11 protein-coding genes are annotated in these 20,196 nt (G+C 41.6%); 8 read left to right on the top strand and 3 right to left on the bottom strand.

Annotated features, from left to right (window positions below):
- Positions 1-160: 160 nt before the first annotated feature.
- From I6E84_RS10740 to I6E84_RS10720, 5 genes are all read left to right on the top strand, one after another.
- Positions 161-2,245 (top strand): flotillin family protein, encoded by a 2,085-nt coding sequence (locus I6E84_RS10740; RefSeq protein WP_197217940.1) that lies wholly within the window; start codon positions 161-163, stop codon positions 2,243-2,245.
- A gap of 157 nt (positions 2,246-2,402) precedes the next feature.
- Positions 2,403-3,446 carry a hypothetical protein gene (locus I6E84_RS10735; RefSeq protein ID WP_197217938.1) on the top strand — a complete coding sequence of 348 codons (1,044 nt, stop codon included), beginning with the start codon at positions 2,403-2,405 and terminating at the stop codon, positions 3,444-3,446.
- Positions 3,447-3,569: 123 nt separating this feature from the next.
- The gene (locus I6E84_RS10730; RefSeq protein WP_265090864.1) at positions 3,570-9,683 is read left to right on the top strand and encodes a DNA repair ATPase; all 6,114 of its coding nucleotides are present in this window, start codon (positions 3,570-3,572) and stop codon (positions 9,681-9,683) included.
- Positions 9,684-9,976: 293 nt separating this feature from the next.
- Positions 9,977-10,147, top strand: coding sequence for a DUF2256 domain-containing protein (locus I6E84_RS10725; protein ID WP_010196547.1), 171 nt, complete (start codon positions 9,977-9,979; stop codon positions 10,145-10,147).
- A gap of 223 nt (positions 10,148-10,370) precedes the next feature.
- The gene (locus tag I6E84_RS10720) at positions 10,371-10,517 is read left to right on the top strand and encodes a DUF2256 domain-containing protein (protein ID WP_197217987.1); all 147 of its coding nucleotides are present in this window, start codon (positions 10,371-10,373) and stop codon (positions 10,515-10,517) included.
- A gap of 258 nt (positions 10,518-10,775) precedes the next feature.
- On the opposite strand, the gene I6E84_RS10715 is transcribed toward I6E84_RS10720, so the two are convergent.
- Genes I6E84_RS10715 through metH form a run of 3 tightly spaced genes read right to left on the bottom strand, consistent with a single transcriptional unit; the run spans position 10,776 to position 17,445 of the window.
- Positions 10,776-11,441, bottom strand: coding sequence for a DUF2290 domain-containing protein (locus I6E84_RS10715; RefSeq protein ID WP_197217936.1), 666 nt, complete (start codon positions 11,439-11,441; stop codon positions 10,776-10,778).
- Entirely contained in the window at positions 11,438-13,612 is a 2,175-nt protein-coding gene (locus tag I6E84_RS10710; protein ID WP_197217935.1) for a DEAD/DEAH box helicase, read from the bottom strand. The genes I6E84_RS10715 and I6E84_RS10710 overlap by 4 nt, the downstream gene beginning before the upstream one ends.
- A 41-nt stretch (positions 13,613-13,653) precedes the next feature.
- Positions 13,654-17,445: a methionine synthase gene (gene metH / locus I6E84_RS10705; protein WP_197217934.1), complete on the bottom strand. Its 3,792-nt coding sequence runs from the start codon at positions 17,443-17,445 to the stop codon at positions 13,654-13,656.
- Positions 17,446-18,115: 670 nt separating this feature from the next.
- On the opposite strand from metH, the gene I6E84_RS10700 reads away from it, so the two are divergent.
- The 3 genes from I6E84_RS10700 (at position 18,116) to I6E84_RS10690 (ending at position 19,738) form a co-directional block, all read left to right on the top strand.
- Positions 18,116-18,676, top strand: coding sequence for a fasciclin domain-containing protein (locus I6E84_RS10700; RefSeq protein ID WP_110923895.1), 561 nt, complete (start codon positions 18,116-18,118; stop codon positions 18,674-18,676).
- Positions 18,677-18,781: 105 nt separating this feature from the next.
- Positions 18,782-18,931 carry a fasciclin domain-containing protein gene (locus tag I6E84_RS14265; RefSeq protein WP_197217986.1) on the top strand — a complete coding sequence of 50 codons (150 nt, stop codon included), beginning with the start codon at positions 18,782-18,784 and terminating at the stop codon, positions 18,929-18,931.
- Positions 18,932-19,114: 183 nt separating this feature from the next.
- Positions 19,115-19,738, top strand: coding sequence for a fasciclin domain-containing protein (locus I6E84_RS10690; protein WP_110923896.1), 624 nt, complete (start codon positions 19,115-19,117; stop codon positions 19,736-19,738).
- Positions 19,739-20,196 lie beyond the last annotated feature (458 nt).

The following is a 20,196-nucleotide window of genomic DNA, read 5'->3' as shown; positions in this document are numbered from 1 at the left end:
TAGTCGGTTCAGAATAATGCAGATATAAGAATGGTGCGTGATAGGGCTATTAAGGCACACGTGCTATAAACAGTGCTATAAATTGTAGAGTTAGCAGGCCTGATAGCGTATCTGATTTATATAGAATTGATTATGGAATGTTTTAATTAAAGGAATGGATATGGACACACTCATTATCGTCGGCGTGGTTGTAGTGCTGGCGTTTGTTTTTATGATGGTCGCACTACTGATGCTCAAGGCCTTTTATTTTAAGGTCGAGCAGGGCAAAGCACTCATTATCAACGGTGTGAGTAAAATTGCCGTACGTTTTGATGGTGGTTTTGTTTGGCCGGTTATCAACAAAAAAGAGTTGATGAGAATCTCGCTCATCACCTTAGAAGTAGACAGACGCGGTAAAGAAGGTTTGATTTGCGCAGACAACATGCGTGCTGATATCACCGTGGCATTTTATTTACGCGTCAATGAAACCGAAGAGGATGTGCTAAAAGTCGCCAAATCGGTTGGGGTAGAGCGTGCGTCAGATAAAGTCGCTGTCAATGAGCTGTTTAATGCTAAGTTCTCAGAGGCGCTAAAAACAGTTGGTAAGCAGATTGATTTCGTCAAACTGTTTGAAAACCGCAGCGAGTTTCGTGACAGTATCGTTCAAGAAATTGGTAACGATCTGAATGGCTATGTTTTAGAAGATGTGGCGATTGATTATTTAGAGCAAACGCCAAAAGCGTCATTAGATTCAAGTAATATCTTAGATGCTGAAGGTATCAAAAAGATTACTCAGCTAACGGCTTTCCAAAACGTCATCACCAACGAGCTTGAGCGTGATGAAGAGCTGGCTGTTAAGAAAAAGAATGTCGAAACCAGAGAGGCGATGCTAGAGCTAGAGCGTCAGCAAGCCGATGCCGAAGCCAAACAGCAACGTGAAATCTCGTCAGTGATTGCACGCGAAACGGCTGAAACTCGCAAAATTGAAGAAGAAGAACGTAAAAAGTCTGAAACTGCTGTTATTTCGGTTGAGCAGGATTTGGCCATTCAACGTGAGAATCAGCAGCGTGAAATCGAAGTAGCAGGTCAAAATCGTTTGCGTGCAGTCGTCATCGAAGAAGAAAAAGTGACGCGTGCTCGTGATCTAGAAATTGTCTCTCGTGAGCGTGAAGTTGACTTGCAACGTATCGAGGCCGAACGTGCGATTGAGCTTGAGAAAAAAGAAATCGCCAACGTCATTCGTGAACGTATCGCGGTAGATAAAACCGTTGCGCAAGAAGAAGAGCGTATCAAAGAAGTCCGCGAAATTAGCGAAGCGGAGCGTTCTAAGCAGACACGCGTCCTAGCAGCAGAAGCCGATGCGGAAGAAATCAAAGTACGTCAGGTGAAAAAAGCCGAAGCAGAAGAGTTGTCTGCCAAGCATAAAGCCGTCGAAATCACCACGCTTGCCGCTGCTAATCTTGAAGCATCCGCCAAAGATTCAGAAGCCAAAATTAAAATGGCCGAAGGTACCAAAGCCGAAGAGTCAGCACATGGCTTCGCTGAAGCGGCTATCCAAGAAGTCAAAGCCGCTTCTTTAGAAAAAGAAGGCATTGCGAAAGCCAATGTTATCAAAGCAACTGGACAAGCTGAAGCACAATCAGATCGTGAAAAAGGCATGGCAGATGCTGAGGTTATCGCCGCTCGTGGCGAATCTAAGGCAAAAGCTGAGCGTGATATCGGTATGGTCGATGCAGAAATCATCGCCGCTCGCGGTGAATCTACTGCCAGAGCTGAGCGTGAAAAAGGCATGGCAGATGCTCAAGTCATCGCTGCTCGCGGTGAGTCAAATGCCAAAGCAGAACGCGAAGTTGGATTGGCAAAAGCCGAAGTTACTCGCGCACATTTCCAAGCCGAAGCAGATGGTTTGGTCGAGAAATTCAATGCCATGGGTAGCATGAGCAAAGAAGCACGCGAGCACGAAGAGTTCCGCATGAGCCTTGAGACAGCCTTGCAAGAAGCGCTTGCTTCTATTGACGCTGGTAAAGAGATTGCGAAAGAAAATGCTGAAGTATTGGCAGTTGCGTTACAGAAAGCCAAAATCGATATTGTTGGCGGCGAAGCGCATTTCTTTGATAACTTTGCCAAGTCACTGTCTATCGGTAAAGCCATTGACGGCCTAGCGGGTAAGTCAGACACCTTGAGCGGTATCATCAATGGTGTGATGGCCAGTCAAGCCATGAAATCAAACCAGAAAAATGATAAGTCTTTTGAGCGTAATGATTAGTTTTTGAAGATTGTGCTGTAGCGTGGGTTATCACCCACGCTACAAAATATAGGTCAAGTTGTAATAAAATTTTCGAAAAAATATTACTTATAACTACCTAGGATTATTATCATAATAATTTTAGGTAGTTATAAAATAAAAAGTACAAAGGGTTATTATGGAGAATGTTATAAAAATTAAAGGCAAAGAACAAAAAGAACTTTCTCTATACATAGAGGACGAAAATCTTGGAGAGTTTATATCTAAGCTTTTAGGACAGCCCCAGTCAATTAGTAAATATTTTTATAAGTCTTTTAAAGCTGATCATAACTTTTTTAATCATGTAATAGGTATGATAGTTCAAAGATTAAAACAGCAAAATGAATATGAGATGGTAGATTTTGTCGCAAAAATAAGCTTCAACGATGGTGTAGAAAGAAAAATAACATCAATTGAGTCTTTTTATTCTTATTCAGAAACTATGAGTTTGATTAGTGTTAGAGTGTTCATTAGTATATCGTTGTTAATTAACTTTCCTAGCAAAAAGATACCTGAGAGACAGGATATTAATTTTATTTTTGATTCTAATCTCAATCTCGATGATGATGATACTATGTATAGAGCTGTAGAAGATAAGGTTGGAGTAGTAGTTATAGATATAGAGCATACCGAAAGAACATGGGCTGATGATATGTTAACAATGATTGAAAAATCCTTAGAACCTATCTGGATAGAAGAAAAAATAGCCTTTAGAATTATGATCAAAGTAACAAATTTTCTTAGTAGTAAAATAGTACTTTTATTTTCTATGCTATTAAGTATATTTATGTTTTTTTATTCTGTATATTCAACATCTTCAAAAAACACAACTGAAAAACTAAGCGTGCTGTCTTCTCGGAATAGTAATATAGACTTAGCTTTAATAAATGAAAAAATAAATCTCTTATCTCAAATTTCAATTGAAAGAAATAATATTGCGGAAAGCAATTCAATACTTTTTGCAATACTTATTCCTTTTTTAATAATTATAGTTGGTATATTAAAGGAGTTTATAAAACCTTATCCTTCATATGTTGTTTTAACTGAAGCCACTAAAAGTATTATGGAGAATAATATTTCTAAGACTTCTTTTAAAAATAAAGTGTTCTCTACAGCTATTATGTTAATAATAACACTTGTAATAGGTATTCTTGGAAATTATTTTTATAATTATCTTACCTAAATTTATCTTTATTTACTGCATTTATAAAAGTAGGTAGACATCATTAATTTATTTTAACTTGTCTTCTTAAAATTATTATACTTTTCTAGTTGAAATAAAAACGGACGAGCAACGATGGCGGATATGCAAAACCCCAACACCCCAGATCGCAACGATAATAATAGCGCTAATCAAGCCAACCAAACCGATCAGGCAGTTGCTTCAGGCAATGCTTATGAGCTCATCAAAAAACGTCTGACGGAACAAGGCGGTCGTTTAGAGACGCAGACGCAGATGCTAAATAATGCGCGTCTCGAAGAGTTTGGTAGCACCCAAATGCAAGTCATCGCCCGCACGCGTATTCGTACCGAGTACAACTGTGTGGCACAAGACATGGTGCAGGTCGGCGATTATTTACTGTTTGGCTACAACGTTTTTATGGGGCTCAAACGCGCGAGCAATATTAAGGATGTGTTGTCGTTATATCGTCTGAACGAGCCAGCTGGTAATGAAGAAGAGTATCAGCTCGAAGAGGTTGACTTAAAAGGGACGTTTTTGGCTCAAGACGCCTTTGTCCAAGATTTCAATGAGCTGTATCGATATTACAAGCAAACGCGCCTGATTCAAATAACGGTGAAAGACAGCAAATTGCTATTGGCGTTTCAGATTGGTGAGCGCATCACTGATATTCGAGTGTTCCGTTTCGCGTTAGATTTTAGCCAAGGTACACCAGAGTCGGCGCAAGTCGCTTATGTGGACAATCGAGGCGAGCGTGATATTGAACTGCCGCCTGCTTATGATTTTGACTGGATTGAGACCACACGCGATCAAATGGTGAATGGCAAATATCCCCATATGAATATCTTAGACACGATATTTGTGGAAACGGTCGGTGGTGATTTGACCATCAAGATTGAGGACAATACGCAATCCGGTCAGGGTATTTATAGCGAACCAGTCAATGACCGTACCCAGTCGCTGACGGATGCTGAGATTGCGTATGCCAAAGTTGGCAGTTTAATACTGCTCAAAATATTGCCCTATCGTGAAGAAGACTACCGTTATTTTGTTTATAACACCTTGACCGAAGCAGTGCTGCGATTGGATGCAATTGGACAGTCGTGTGTCCAGCTACCAGAAGACCATGGCATCATGTTTCCGGGTGGTTATTATTTACAGACGGGTGAGTATAAGCTGTTTGAGGCCAATAATGTTGGTGCTACTGACTTACGGTTTAAGCGTAAAATTGTATCGCCGAATGGGGAAGATGTTTTATTCTTATTTTATGACCGAGACTTGGGCGTCACGGGGCTGTTCCCTTACAACTTGATTAAAAAGCAATTGGCAAATCCTATCTATTGCAACGGCATGGCTTTGGCTGAGAATGGCCGTTTGGTGCTGTTTAGTGATCAAAGTGAGCCGTCGCGCATTCACCCGATGCAAATATGGCACACGCCTTATGCCTCACATGAGTATGTCAGTGAGTTGCCCGAGAGCACGAGTTTTTATGGAAAAATCGGCAATAAAGAGCTAGTACGCGGTATCTCCGACCTATATAGCATTACCCGCCTGATTGATAATCAAAGCGTGTCACAGAAGCTCTATGAAGAGCTTACCAATAATACCAGCCGACTTTTTGACAGCTATTACTGGTTGTCTGAGCCTGAGCTGAGCGAAGTCGCCAGTAGCATTAAAGAAGTGACGGCAACGGCTGAGCTGGTGATTGATGAGTTCGCCAAAGTACAAAGTATCCAAAAGCAAACCCAAACTGCGCTAGCTGATGCTGATACGCAGCAAAGTGAGATTTTGCGGCAGATACGGGTCACTAGCTTTGAGTCGGCCAGTGATTATGTCGATCAGTTGTCAGCGTTAAGACGCCAAAAAGGCCGTTTGGTCAGCTTGGAGGATTTGCGTTATCTAGATGCCGATAAGTTACAAGCATTGCAAAAGCAATTAGAAGAGGCCGAAAGCGAGCTTGCCGAAAAAACGGTGCTGTTTTTAAGTGGTGAAGAGGCACTATCAAGCTACGAAGGCATATTGGTCGATGTCAGTGAGCGCTTAAACACCGCAGAAACCAATGCTGAGCTAAAACCTGTACTGGAAAAAATTGATGAGACCGCGCAAGGGTTAGATTTATTAACCGAGCTGTTAGGTACATTAGATGTGGCCGATGCCACCGTGCGTACGCAAATCATCGATGACATATCGACCATTTATGCCAGCCTGAACCAGAGCAAAGCCAAGCTCAACCACAAACGCAAAAATCTAGGCTCAGCGGAGGCTGTGGCGCAATTTGGTGCGCAGTTTAAGCTGTTCGGTCAGTCCATTGCCAATGCCTTATCCATTGCCAATACGCCTGAGAAATCAGACGAGCAAATGGCAAAATTGCTGGTACAGCTAGAAGAGTTAGAGAGTCAGTTCGCTGATCCAGAAACCAACAGTGGCGATCAGTTTTTAGCAGACATCATCAGCAAGCGTGAAGAGATTTATGAAACCTTTGAAAATCATAAGCAGCAATTGCTTGATGCTCGCAACCGTAAAGCGCAAAACTTAGGTGATGGTGCGCTGCGGATGCTTGAGAGTATTAAAAAACGCACGCAAAGCACTGGCGTCACTGGCTTTACAGAAGAGGAAGCGTTAAATACGTATTTTGCGGCTGATGGTCTGGTGCAAAAAGTCCGCAACATCGCAAAAGAGCTACAAGCGATGGGCTTTAGCGTAAAAGCCGATGACATAGACGCCCGTCTAAAAGCCATCCAAATCGAGAGCTATAAGAGCTTAAAAGACAAGTCGGACTTGTTTGAAGATGGTGGTCAAATCATCAAACTGGGTAAGCATCGTTTTTCGGTCAATACTCAGCCATTGGATTTGACCTTGTTGAGTCGTCAACAGTCAGATGGCAAGCGCGTGCTGAACTTGCATCTAACGGGTACAGATTACTATGAAGTGCTCAATAATGCTGAGCTAAACGCCTTGCGCCCGTATTGGGACATGAATATCGCCTCCGAGTCTGACAAGGTGTACCGCGCCGAGTACTTAGCCTATAGCATTATCGAAAGTGCCAAGAGCAGTCAAGATGGCCTAACCGAAGAACGTCTATATCAAGCATACGATGCGACCATCATTACCCTAGATGTTAATGGCGACATTGATAATGACAGCTCATTGTCTAAACTGGTCAAAGCTTATGCCACCCCTCGCTATCAGCTTGGTTATGACAAAGGCATTCATGACCATGATGCCACGCTATTATTGATGCAAATATTGCCGACACTGCGTGAAGCAGGGCTACTGATTTATACCCCGCAAGTACGTGCGTTGGCGCAATTATTCTATTGGCAACTAAACATTGTACAAGCACTTGGTCTAGACAGCTTGCGTCAATTTGGTTATGACGCTTGGTTAAATGAATCAGTGCTGACACGCGCAAATAACTGGACGGATAGAGCCGCCACCGCCGAGCAACTGCGCCGTGCCTTGGGCAGCGATACTGCGAAGTCTCTATTGGTCGAGGACATGAGCCAAGTGATGCGTCATTTTGTTATGGCTCATAATGATGACAGTGCTAGCGTTGATAAAGAGGGTAGCGTTGATAAAGGCGCCAACATCTTCAAACCAAGCTACGTTCAGCTTGCCTGTGAGTATCTCGTGAGTGTCATGGGGCAGTCGGCTGAATCGAATGCAGGTGCATATAACACAATAAACTGGCAAACCAGCCAACAAGCACAGCAGTTGTGTGAGCAGTTAAGTCAAACGCTAAATAGTACCTCAGGCAGCACACAAAATACGGCCAGTTTTGACCAACTACAATCTTCTATCAGTAAGCTTGGCTTCCAACCCAAATCAGCCTATGAGCTATTAGCCACATGGTTTCATGCACTACTTGATAAGACTTATGGTGGTACTGAATCGGCTGATGGCACGGATGAGGCAGGCGAAGCACTCAGTGAAGAGCAGCTTGCCGAGATTGAAACACAAAACGCGCTACGCAAGCAGCAATTAGAGAGTGGCCGTCATTATGTGCCTGAAGCCATTGCCGTCTTGCTTACCCAATTGAATGATGCCCAGCGTGAAGCTTTGGTGCAACGATTGATTGATTCAGGTGCTACTTTTAATAAAGGGCTAAGTGCTAAAGGATTGGGCAATCAAGGTTTAAACAGTACAGGCGCAAGTGGCACACCATCGGCCTTGTCATTTTCCTCAATCACCTCGTCGCCAGTTTCATCGACTACATCATTGACCAGTATTAATAATCCGCTCAATCAAGTGCAAAGCTTTGAACGTAGCACGGGTAAGGTATCGCTTGAGATACAAGTCAATAACCTGCTGGGTGAGCATATACGTATTTATCAGCAGACCTTAACCTTTGCCGTTGATGATTTCTTAAATCGTTTGCATCATCATGATACGCAAGTCATCCCTGCCTACAGACGTTATTTGGCCATGCGCTCAGAGATATTGCATGACTCAAAAGAGACGTTGCGACTGGACGAGTTTATGCCGCGTCCATTGTCCTCGTTTGTGCGTAACCGTCTGATTAACGAGAGCTATCTGCCACTTATCGGTGACAATCTTGCCAAACAGATGGGCACGGTCGGGGAGGATAAGCGTACCGATTTGATGGGTATCCTCATGATGATATCGCCACCAGGTTATGGTAAAACCACCTTGATGGAGTACGTGGCAAATCGTCTTGGCCTTATCTTTATGAAGATTAACTGTCCGTCACTCGGTCATGACGTCACCTCATTAGACCCCGAAAAAGCACCCAATGCCACTGCCCGAGAAGAGTTGAATAAAATCAACTTGGCCTTTGAGATGGGCAACAACGTCATGCTCTATCTCGATGATATTCAGCATACGCATGCAGAATTTTTGCAGAAGTTTATCTCATTGGGCGATGGTACACGCCGTATCGATGGCGTTTGGCAAGGTAAGACCAAAACTTATGACATGCGTGGCAAAAAGTTCTGCGTGGTCATGGCAGGTAACCCGTATACCGAAAGCGGCGAGGCTTTCAAAGTGCCGGACATGCTCGCCAACCGTGCCGATATCTATAACTTAGGCGATATCATGAGCGGCATGGAAGAGGTGTTTGCACTCAGTTATATCGAAAACTCACTGACCTCTAATACGGTTCTCGCACCAATGGCCAACCGTGACTTAAGCGATGTGCATCGTTTGATTAAAATGGCAAAAACGGACAATGCGAATCTTGCCCAAGCACAAAGCAGCGATCTGACGTATCCGTATAGCACCTCAGAAGTTAACGAAATTATCGCCATCTTGCGCCATATGTTTAGGGTGCAAGAAGTCATTCTGGACGTCAACCAAGCCTATATTGCCTCCGCCTCGCAAGATGATAAGTATCGTGTTGAGCCGATATTTAAGCTACAGGGCAGTTATCGTAATATGAATAAGATGACCGAAAAGCTATCGGCGGTCATGAATGAAGAAGAGCTGAACCAGCTGATAGACGATCATTATCTGGGCGAGTCGCAGCTATTGACCCAAGGCGCAGAGAGCAACTTGCTCAAGCTTGGTGAGATGCGTGGTGTCTTGACCGAAGCAGAAACAGAGCGTTGGGCGCAAATCAAAGCCGACTTCCTACGTAACAAAGCCATGGGCGGTGAAGATGGTGATACTGGCGCACGTATCGTCGCCCAGTTGGTCGACTTGGCCAGTGGTTTCAATGCCATCAGTAGCCAGTTTGAGACATACTTAACAAAAAACGACCCAGAGCAAATCGCTCGCTTACGAGAAGCAGGACAGCAAGCGCAACTCGATGCCCAGCTAAACGCCCAATTAGAAGCACAAAAAATACTTGCTGATAGCGTCATTAACAATGCCAAAGTCGTCAGCGACAGTATCGATAATGGCTTTGAAAAAAGCGTGAGCCAATTGCTGCAAATATATAAGCACGATCACAATGCTGGAAAGGCGGAAGGTGAGTATCTCAAGCAAAACCAATATGCACAAAAACAGCTCATGGTGCAGCTGGTCAATGCCGTTGAACAACTGGCGCAAAAAATGGCGGATAGCTTGGTTAGCAATAATGATAATCAAACAGCCGATAGCGATATCCCTAATATTCATCAGCAGACCGCATTGATGGCAACTGCCCTCAAGCAAGCATTAGAGCCATTGACGATGCGGATGGATGAGAAGCTGGCGATTGATACCAGCACCGATCAATCTGGTAAGTTAATCGTCAATAGTCTAAATAGACTTAATAAAATCTTTGATGATTATGATTAATCACTACTGATTAATAGCTGACGATTAGTCACTACTGGTTAACAGCTATGATTGATGGCTAACGATTAAGCGTTAATGCTTAATTATTAACGCTTATGAGCAATGCTGATGATTATCACTTATGAATAGCACTATAAATAGGGCTTATGATTAAGAGACAGTGGTAATATAGTCGGCAACAGCTACTTTAGATACGATGACAGCGAGTAAGAGTGCTATAAACAGTAGGTTAAGCAAGACTGACACTGTATCCGATGATAGTGAATCGACTATATCAAACCAATGAGAAAATTATGGCGCACAAAAAGAAGAACGTCCGCAAAAAACTTTGCCCCGTCTGCGAGCGTGAGTTTAGTTGGACGAAGAAGTTGGATAAAAACTGGGAGAGCATGGTCTATTGCTCCGACCAATGCCGCCGTGTTAAGAAGTATGAAGGGCTGGATCATCAAAAAGAAGATAAATAGGCAGTAATAATTAACCATAGATATTAGGGCGTGTCCTCAATTCAATCGATAGTTATCTAAATGGGTTAAAAATGGCTAAATCTTGCCAAACCGCGTCAAATAGCTGACTAATATCTGGATATTATCTTCGCTATTTTCCTTGTTTGACTGCGATTTATCTCATTTTTATCACCATTTCTAAAATGAGGACACGCCCTAGATATACGGCACAAGGGGGTAGATGATGGCACATAAAAAGGTAAACCTACCGCAAAAAACCTGCCCCGTCTGCCAGCGCCCGTTTACGTGGCGTAAGAAGTGGGAAAAGGATTGGGAGCAAGTGATCTATTGTTCTGAGCGGTGTCGTCGGGGGAAAGATAAGGCAGATTAAGATGAGGTTGAAAGTGTAAAAACCGCTACCTCTTCTATAGTCGTTCCACTATAAAATAAATACAGCGATACGAGTTGCATTTTGCGGAGCTTCTGTCTGCGTAAGCACAGCAAGAAAGAAAAATGTATCTCTGTATCGCATAGTTATATTTCTGCCTTTTTTATTTAGGACTGGCTATAACTCAAAGTTACCAAAAGAGAAAAATAGAAGTAAGAGTTCTGTTGGAGTTATATAAATTATATTAAAATATCATATAAACTATACTTCGAAATTCAAGTGAACCAGACTGCTTTCGATTTTTGTGATCGAATCGCCAAAGTAAATATCATTGCATTTGTTAAATATTTCAGTATTAACTAATGTGTTGTTGTAAAAGTTATTGAAAATAAAGTTTATAAATTGAAAGGGAGTTATAGCTGATTTAACAGGTATTCTACAGTTTTGATATTGACCTATAGTTAAATGTGATTGAGGATGCTCAACTTCCTTAAAAGATTTTTTGTCATAATCGAATCTAAGAGGAGATGGTACTATGCTTCTATTTATTACTTCAGCATAGATCAAGTCGTCAACATAAAGGTCTGGCTGATTTTGGAACTCTTCTAAATAAGGTGATGGCAAAAAAGCAACTCTATGATTTAGAAGAGTAGTGCTTTGAAATTCGTAATAGAATTGAATAATTGCACCATCAACAAGAACTAAGTTATAGTATTTCCTATCTCTGCATATATCATAAACTTCTCGATAACTCAGTTTTTTGTCAAACGTTTCAGATAATTTATTTGTTTTTGCCCAAGAAACAACAGTTTTATCGTTCAAATACTTATTGATAGAACTGAAATTTTGTTTGGCACTGTAACTTTTTTCAATCAAAAGAACTGTTAAAAAGTTAATTTGCTCCAATATGTTTTCAGGAACAATCATGGTTTACTTATCTCTCTTTTGAGAGCCTCCAGTATTTCAGGAGGTAAGTCATCCAAAAATAACTTCTTAGATTGAACACCACTTATAAATTCATTGAGTATATTAGAGGCACTATCAATAATTTTTTGTTCCTGTTCAGATACATCTCTATTAATAGTCTTAATTTTTTCTTTTTGTTCTACTGTAGGATATACAAATGATAATTTGAAATTACGAGATTTAACTTCTTCAAACTCATTGTTTAATTTATCCATATTCTCACCAATCCCAGTTACCCTAACCCATGCCTTACTTCTTGTAATTGCGGTAAACAACCTATTTCTGTTTGTGGCGATATTAGAGTTAGACTCAGAATTACTACCATAACACTCCTCTGCATTTATGACGTAAACCATACCAGCTTCGTTACCTTTAGCCCTAAACACCCCTGTAAATGTTATAGAGTCTTCTTCCTCATTAAAAAAATTGTCTTGTGAAATATCGTCTCCTGTCAAATGGCTGTTTATTTGGTTTTCATAAAGAATCTTTCTAATTAGCCCTATATTTTTTTTAGTGGTAAAAGGATTGGGGTTAATAACTATGATGTCATCTGCTCTGAGCTCGTCCTCTCTAATATTTTTAATTATTTCGTTAGCAATCCAAGTTGCTTGAGCTGTATTTTCTTCAAAAGTTTTAAAGACAATTAGATCATCAATATCAAAGTTTTCAACTAAAAAAGTTGGACTTGTTTCATCATTTCTCTCAAGAACTACACTTTTGCCTTCTAAAAGCTCACCACCAGTCACTTCATATCCTACTTCTATCCACAGGTTGTTATTCTCAAAAATCTGAACTATACCTGTTTTAAGAGTTGTACTAGGTTCTCTATATATACCGAAACCTAAGGCGTGAGCGGCAGTGAGTACTGGTTTAGAATTTCTATAACACTTCTCTAAAATAATATCATTTTTCTGATATTCACTATTACGAATAACTACTCTTGGATTGCCACTTTCATCGTTTCCAAAAATTTCTTCAGGGGAAGGTAACGATTGACTATTTAAATTTTGCAACTCGTCATATGCATAAATTAATTTTTTATTGTTGTCTAACATTTCATAACAGATATTCAAAAAGGAAGGAGAGAAGTCCTGAGATTCATCAACAACTATAACGTCGTAAGTTTTGAATTTCTTCCCTTTAGCCTTATATTCTCTCAAAGCTAAATCACATGCACCACTAAATGCATTATTGAAACCAAATTTATTTCTAGCAGATTGAAAGTCATATATTGTAGGTAACTGGTGCTCAACACAGAATTTATAATATATTCCTGAAGATGAATGGCTACCCCAAGAATGTATGATGTGTATTTTTGACCAATCTGGCTCAGCGTGAGCATGTTCAAAAACAAAAGTATTAATCAATCGTTTGAACTGATTTTTTAGAGAACGCGTATGGAAAGTGACAGCAATTTTCCAGTCAGGATGTTGTACATGTATATAGGCGACTTTGAGCGCTAGAACAATAGTTTTACCAGAACCAGCAAGACCTCTTATTCGTTGTACACCATTTGCCATTTGCAATACTGCTTCAGCTTGAGAGTTATCAAGATTAGCAATTGATTGTTCAAGCTCTTGCAAGCGAGCGCCTCTAGATTTATCATTATTGATGTCTCTACTATTTTTATTTTTTCTAATATTAGAAATTGAGTGTAATACAGATAGTAAATGCTTATGGTAAATTGGTTCGTAAGAGCTACGCAGGGATTTAATAAAACCTATCAAGTTAGAGTCATCACATAGAGGGTATATTTCGTCAAAGTCATCTTTATGGTTTACATCATTGATGAACGGAGCATACGTGATAGGGATAATATTGACCATTAGCTCACGACCTTTATTAAGATCGTCATAGGATTTTAATTTAGCCTCCATCTTATTAAAACTATCATCTTGGTTTGACTTGAAATTTTTGTCTAATAGCCTAGTCTCTTGTACATCAAAAATGATTAAACCATGTCTCTCTGAAACAAACGTTGCATCGAATGAATGAAGTCCTTTCGATGTTCCTATAATAGGGTAACCTATAAATAAGGTCCCTTGAAGTTCATCTTTATACTTGTTGAACAACTCCATCAATTTGTTTGAAGCCGTCGGTTTTTTGTTGGTTCCATTTATTATTGTTAACACTTATTTATACCTCAACATTAGTAGTAATAATATAATATAGCTTACAAATTCGGATTTAACCACTTCTCAGCCGTTTTCATATCCCAGCCTTTACGCTCAGCATAACTCTCTAACTGATCACGACTGATTTTACCGACATTGAAATACTCACTGTCAGGATGCGAGTAATAGAATCCACTGACCGATGACGCAGGCCACATCGCATAGCTTTCGGTTAGCGTTGTACCGATAGCATCTACCGTACCGAGCCAATCAAACAACTTGCCTTTTTCCGTATGCTCAGGGCAAGCAGGGTAGCCAGGCGCAGGGCGGATGCCGACGTATTTTTCTTTGATCATCTCATCATTAGTGAGTGACTCAGTTGGCTGATAACCCCAATACTCTTTACGGATGAGCTCATGTAAGTGCTCCGCGAACGCTTCTGCTAAGCGATCAGACAATGCCTGCACCATAATAGCATTATAATCATCGCCTGCTGCTTTGTACTTTTCAGCCAGCGCTTCTGTACCCACGATAGAGACGGTAAAGCCGCCCAAATGGTCGGTATGTGTCTCTGATGGCGAGATAAAATCTGCCAAGCTAAAGTTCGGCTTGCCACTGGCTTTGTCGCTTTGTTGACGTAAGTGCTCGAATTGATATTCTGCTGCGCCGCCTTCACTCGCATTGTCATAAACCGTAACCGTATCTGCACCAGTACGACGTGCTGGCATGAGTTTAAAGACGCCTTTGGCCACGAGTGATTTCTCATCGATCATCTTTTGCATCAGCTCATTAGCATTATCAAATAAATCACGAGCCGCTTCGCCGACCACATCGTCTTGCAAGATTTTCGGATACTTACCGACCAGTCCCCAAGAGATAAAGAACGGCGTCCAATCGATATATGGCAGTAGATTGGTGATAGGGTAATCATCCAATATCACTTGGCCTAACTGATTAGGCACTGGTGGCACATAGTTTTCCCAATCGTACTGAAAGCCAATCTTGACCGAGTTCGCATAAGAAATCTTGGCCGCTTTTGGTTGACGCTTGGCCAGACGCTCACGTACTTTGACGTACTCTTCACGTGTCTCATCGATCAGCGCTTGACGATGCTCTTTTGATAATAGCTTTGTGACCACTCCGACTGAGCGTGAGGCATCTGTGACGTAGATGACACCATCGTTTTGATATTGTGGCTCAACCTTGACGGCGGTATGTGCTTTAGAGGTCGTAGCACCGCCAATCATCAATGGTAGCGTCATGCCGCGCTCTTGCATTTGCTTGGCGACATAGACCATTTCATCGAGACTAGGCGTAATCAAACCAGACAGGCCGATGATATCGACTTTTTCAGCAATAGCAGTATCGAGGATTTTTTCACAAGGTACCATCACGCCCAAATCAACGATGTCGTAGCCATTACAGCCCAGTACCACGCCCACGATATTTTTGCCGATATCATGCACGTCGCCTTTGACGGTTGCCATCAAGATTTTACCTTTGACTTCGCCTTCGACTTTTTCGGCCTCAATGTACGGGTTTAGCCACGCAACAGATTGCTTCATCACGCGGGCAGATTTCACGACTTGCGGGAGGAACATTTTACCAGCACCGAATAAATCACCGACGATATTCATGCCGTCCATGAGTGGACCTTCGATGACTTCTAGCGGTTTGGGATATTTCTCCCACGCTTCTTTAGTATCGGCTTCGATAAAGGTGGTAATACCTTTGACCAGTGCATGGGCAATACGGGCTTCGACGGTGCCTTCACGCCAGCTCATGTCGACCGTACTTTCTTTTTTCTTGCCACCGTCTTGATAGTTTTCAGCAGCTGTCATCAGGCGTTCAGTTGCGTCTTGACCTGTTTCGCCTTGATTGCGGTTGAGCATGACATCTTCGATAGCGTCACGAGCTTCCTTTGGAATATCATCATATAGCTCAAGCATGGCTGGGTTGACGATACCCATGGTCAGGCCGTTTGTAATCGCATGAAACAGGAAGACGGAGTTAATGGCTTCACGAATCGGGTTACCACGGAAACTAAACGACACGTTAGACACACCGCCCGATACCATCGCGTTTGGCAAGTTATCCGTAATCCACTTAGTGGCGTTGATGAAATCAGCACCGTAATTGTTGTGCTCAGTGATACCAGTGGCAACGGCAAAAATATTTGGGTCAAAAATAATATCTTCAGAAGGGAAACCGACTTCATTAACCAACACATCATAACTACGCTGACAGATTTGGATTTTACGCTCATAAGTATCAGCTTGACCATCTTCATCAAATGCCATGACGATAACGGCGGCACCATAGCGCATACAGAGTTTGGCGCGCTCGACGAACTCAGCATGACCTTCTTTTAGCGAGATAGAGTTGACGACAGATTTGCCCTGCGTGCGTTTTAGCCCTTCTTCGATGATGTCCCATTTAGAGGAGTCAATCATGAGTGGTACGCGGCTGATATCAGGCTCACCAGACACCAAGTTGATGAAGTGAATCATCGCCTGCTTGGAGTCGAGCATGCCCTCATCCATGTTGATATCGACGATTTGCGCGCCGCCTTCTACCTGATCGCGAGCGACATCGAGTGCTTCGGTATAAGCTTCCGTTTTGATCAAGCGTAAGAACTTTTTAGAGCCTGTCACGTTGGTACGTTCACCCACGTTGACGAATAAGCTGTCTGCTGTGATGGTAAATGGCTCAAGCCCAGATAAGCGGCAGGCAGGAGCGATTTCAGGAATCACACGCGGCGCATAGTTTTTTACCATATTCGCGATTTGGCGAATGTGTTCTGGTGTCGTACCACAACAGCCGCCCACGATATTTAAGATGCCTGCTTTTGCAAAGCCTTCTAGCAGAGCAGTAGTTTCATCAGCCGTTTCGTCATATTCACCAAACTCATTGGGTAGACCTGCGTTTGGATGCGCTGACACATAAGTATTGGCGATATTAGATAGCGTTTGAATGTGTGGACGTAGCGCATCGGCACCAAGTGCGCAGTTGAAGCCAACCGATAATGGTTTGGCATGACGAATTGAGTTATAAAATGCTTCAGCCGTTTGCCCTGATAAGGTACGACCTGACGCGTCAGTGATCGTACCCGAAATCATAATCGGTAATTCAAAACCAATATCATCAAACACACCAGTAATGGCAAATATTGCTGCTTTGGCATTGAGCGTATCGAAAATAGTTTCGATTAGGATAAGGTCGACACCACCTTCTATCAAGCACAAGGTCGCTTCACGGTAGTTGAGTACCAATTCATCAAAGGTGATATTACGAAACGCAGGGTCATTGACATCAGGTGATAGCGAGCACGTGCGTGAGGTAGGGCCTACGACACCAGCGACGAAACGAGGCTTGTCAGGTGTCTTGGCAGTGAACGCATCTGCTGCACTGCGGGCAAGTTGAGCTGCCGTCTTATTGAGCTCAGGTACCAAATACTGCATGTCGTAGTCGGCCATGGATAGACGCGTACCGTTGAAGCTATTGGTCTCGATGATATCCGCACCAGCAGTCAAATGATCGTTATGGATATCTATAATCATTTGCGGTTGCGAGAGTACAAGCAAATCATTATTGCCGCGCACATCTTGGTCTATATCCGAAAAGCGCTCACCACGATAATCTGCTTCTTCTAATTTATAGGTTTGAATCTGTGTACCCATCGCCCCGTCTAACATCAAAATTCTTGAGGCCATTTGCTCAGTGATACGGGCACGTGCTGTTAGCTGCTGCTCTTTGTACGGAAACACGGCAGGTGGCGTCAGTATAAAGTCATCAGCAGATTGTGATGAGATAGAAGTGGCATCAGTGTTTGAAGTCATTGTTTGGGTCATAGGAGCGCTGCTTATATCGTCAATATTATAAAAGGAGGGGATAACAAATAGGGTGTAAATATATATAAAAGGCGTCGAAAAAGTCGCATTATTTTAGCATGAAAATTACACAGCACGAGGGATAGTACTTATTCCTCTTTGGCAATATCATCCACATATAGTTGATTCAGTTTAAAAGAGATACGAGGCAACCGAGTGTAGAGGTATAGGTGATACTTCAAGAGAGGTTAACGTTGTCATTCTTTTATAGAGGATGGACTATATTGTCTGTTTATTCGATACGAACATTAGAGTCTATTGCATAAAACAGGTAGGCACAAATGAATATCTATTCGCTTATCGATTACATAAAGCTTTGCTTTTGTAAATTAAAGTTAGACATTACTCTCAAAAGTCAGACATTACTCTTAAAAGTAAGACAGAGTTTACAGCGCCGCTACAAAAACAGCGCAAAGGTATCTTGATAAACTTTTTTGAGATGTTAATTTGATTTCAGAAGAACTGGTATTTCGTAAGCAATACTTACTAATGAATGTTCATCGCTTTTATCAGATATGAATATTTATATCGATGTAATGATCGCCTATAAAATACAGGTTAGTTAATGAGATAAGACTATTATCGTCTAAAAATATTCAATTACTACTACTTAATCGTCAAGGATAGAATTATGAAACTTACTAAAATTGCTGCAATCGGTACACTAGCCCTTTCAGTTGCGGGCTTGAGCGCATGTAATAACATGACGCCAAGTGATAGCACAGATGCAGCAACGCAAACGCCTACTAGCAGCCAAGCAATGTCAGACATGAACGTGGTACAAGTCGCACAGAGCAATGCTGACTTCTCATTGCTAGTTGAAGCCGTACAAGCGGCTGGTATTGCAGAGCCACTATCTAATCCTAACGCCAACTTTACGATATTTGCACCAACCAATGAAGCATTTGCACAAGTATTGCAAGAAACAGGCATGACCAAAGCGCAACTGTTTGCCAACAAGCCATTGCTAACCAAAATCTTGGGCTACCATGTAATTAATGGTGCGGCGCCAGTATATGCAGCAGATGTGAAGCCAGGCAACATTGCCATGCTTAGCAAAGACACGCTAATGGTGACAGCGAAAGGTCAGCTGCAAGACGAAAATGGCCGTACAGCTAACATCCTAAAGACTGATATTGCTGCTACCAATGGTGTTGTACACGTAATCGACAAAGTGCTATTACCTAAATAAAGTACGACTATAAAATAGCTTTAGTTAAGATGTGATAACCGTATACCTATATATGATGAAGCTGGTATGAATACCAGCTTTTATCTGTCATAAGATGGCTGTTTTATTACAAGCGTCCATTTTATTACAAGCGTCCATTTTATTAAAAGCATTCGTTTTATTAAAGGCATCCGTATCTCTAATATCACGGTGACCGATATACAAGTTAATAATGGTGTCGTACACGTGATTGATACAGTGTTGCTACCTAAGTAAGCATTAATTCAAAATTAATCAGTTAGAATCGTAGTTATTGGTATAGCAGATTTGATGTGATCGACTCCAACCAATTGGTATCGCTTGCAATAAATAAGTTGTTAACTGTTATATTCATTAACTGAGAGAACTTATTTGTTCATCAAATAACTTAATTGAACATTCATTGATAAGGAAATACCTATGTTGAAGAAGAACCTATTATCTATCGCTGTTGTTACCGCTGCCATGTCACTCGCTGCTTGTGCTGACAAAGAAGCCACTACTGATCCAGTAGAACCAGAAGCGACTACTGAAGAAGTTGTAGCAGAGCCAATGGCTGAAACTGATGCAATGGGTGAAACCGATCCTATGGCTGAAACTGATGGCATGGAAGATACGATGGCTACACAAACCATCGCTGAAATCGCAGCAGGCAACGAAAACCTAACGATTCTAACCGCTGCATTACAAGCGGCTGGTCTTGATACTATGCTAATGGAAGAAACCAAGCATACAGTATTTGCACCAACTGATGATGCGTTTGCTCCTGTATTAGAGAAGCTAGGCGTAACTAAAGAAGAGCTATTGGCTAACACTGATTTGCTCAAAAAAGTACTTCCTTACCATGTGCTAGCGTCAGAAGTATTGGCTGCTGATATCCCTTATGGTACTGATATCAAAACAGCAAACGGTGCAACTATTTCTATCAGCGAAGACAATGTAATCACTGATGCTACTGGTAACACTGCTAATATCACTGGTACAGATATCATGGCAACGAATGGTGTAGTACACACTATCGATGCAGTATTAATGCCTGAGTAAGTTTTTAATCTATTTGTTCATACTTTATCAATGATATCGAAAAGGCCTAGCTTTTAGCTGGGCTTTTTTGTGCCCAAAGGTTATCTATCGTCAGTTCATCGTAGCACTGCTATAAGTCTATCGCATGAAATTGACAGCTGATTCAATGCAACTGTGAGTCTAGATAGCTGATGATAAGGGCAGAGATATCGAACTTTTTAGCGAGATCAACGTTAGCACTTTTTGGTATCACTATTTTGACCATAGTCTTTACGCATTAAGACTTGCGGTTAGAGTAGTAGAGTGGATGTCTTATGAGTGCGCAGAGGTAAAGATAGAGGCACACCATATCTGTATAAGTACATAAGAGAGTAGGTACGTATCTTATGACTAGCTCTGTTGTATCTATATTTTAGCAGTGCTTGTTTTATATTTATTCATTGAGACTACACAAATAAAAAAGCCCAAGACACTTATCT

The sequence above is a fragment of the Psychrobacter sp. SCQQ22 genome, assembly GCF_015864605.1.
GTDB classification, from domain to species: Bacteria; Pseudomonadota; Gammaproteobacteria; order Pseudomonadales; family Moraxellaceae; genus Psychrobacter; species Psychrobacter fozii.
Note: the sequence above shows the minus strand (reverse complement) of the source record. Positions and strands in the feature narration are given on the sequence as shown.

What these genes read in the sequence shown, in the direction of transcription:
- I6E84_RS10740 (WP_197217940.1), top strand. Translation starts at nt 161, where the DNA reads ATGGACACACTCATTATCGTCGGCGTGGTTGTAGTGCTGGCGTTTGTT.
- I6E84_RS10735 (WP_197217938.1), top strand. Translation starts at nt 2,403, where the DNA reads ATGGAGAATGTTATAAAAATTAAAGGCAAAGAACAAAAAGAACTTTCT.
- I6E84_RS10730 (WP_265090864.1), top strand. Translation starts at nt 3,570, where the DNA reads ATGCAAAACCCCAACACCCCAGATCGCAACGATAATAATAGCGCTAAT.
- I6E84_RS10725 (WP_010196547.1), top strand. Translation starts at nt 9,977, where the DNA reads ATGGCGCACAAAAAGAAGAACGTCCGCAAAAAACTTTGCCCCGTCTGC.
- I6E84_RS10720 (WP_197217987.1), top strand. Translation starts at nt 10,371, where the DNA reads ATGGCACATAAAAAGGTAAACCTACCGCAAAAAACCTGCCCCGTCTGC.
- I6E84_RS10715 (WP_197217936.1), bottom strand. Translation starts at nt 11,441, where the DNA reads ATGATTGTTCCTGAAAACATATTGGAGCAAATTAACTTTTTAACAGTT.
- metH (WP_197217934.1), bottom strand. Translation starts at nt 17,445, where the DNA reads ATGACCCAAACAATGACTTCAAACACTGATGCCACTTCTATCTCATCA.
- I6E84_RS10700 (WP_110923895.1), top strand. Translation starts at nt 18,116, where the DNA reads ATGAAACTTACTAAAATTGCTGCAATCGGTACACTAGCCCTTTCAGTT.
- I6E84_RS10690 (WP_110923896.1), top strand. Translation starts at nt 19,115, where the DNA reads ATGTTGAAGAAGAACCTATTATCTATCGCTGTTGTTACCGCTGCCATG.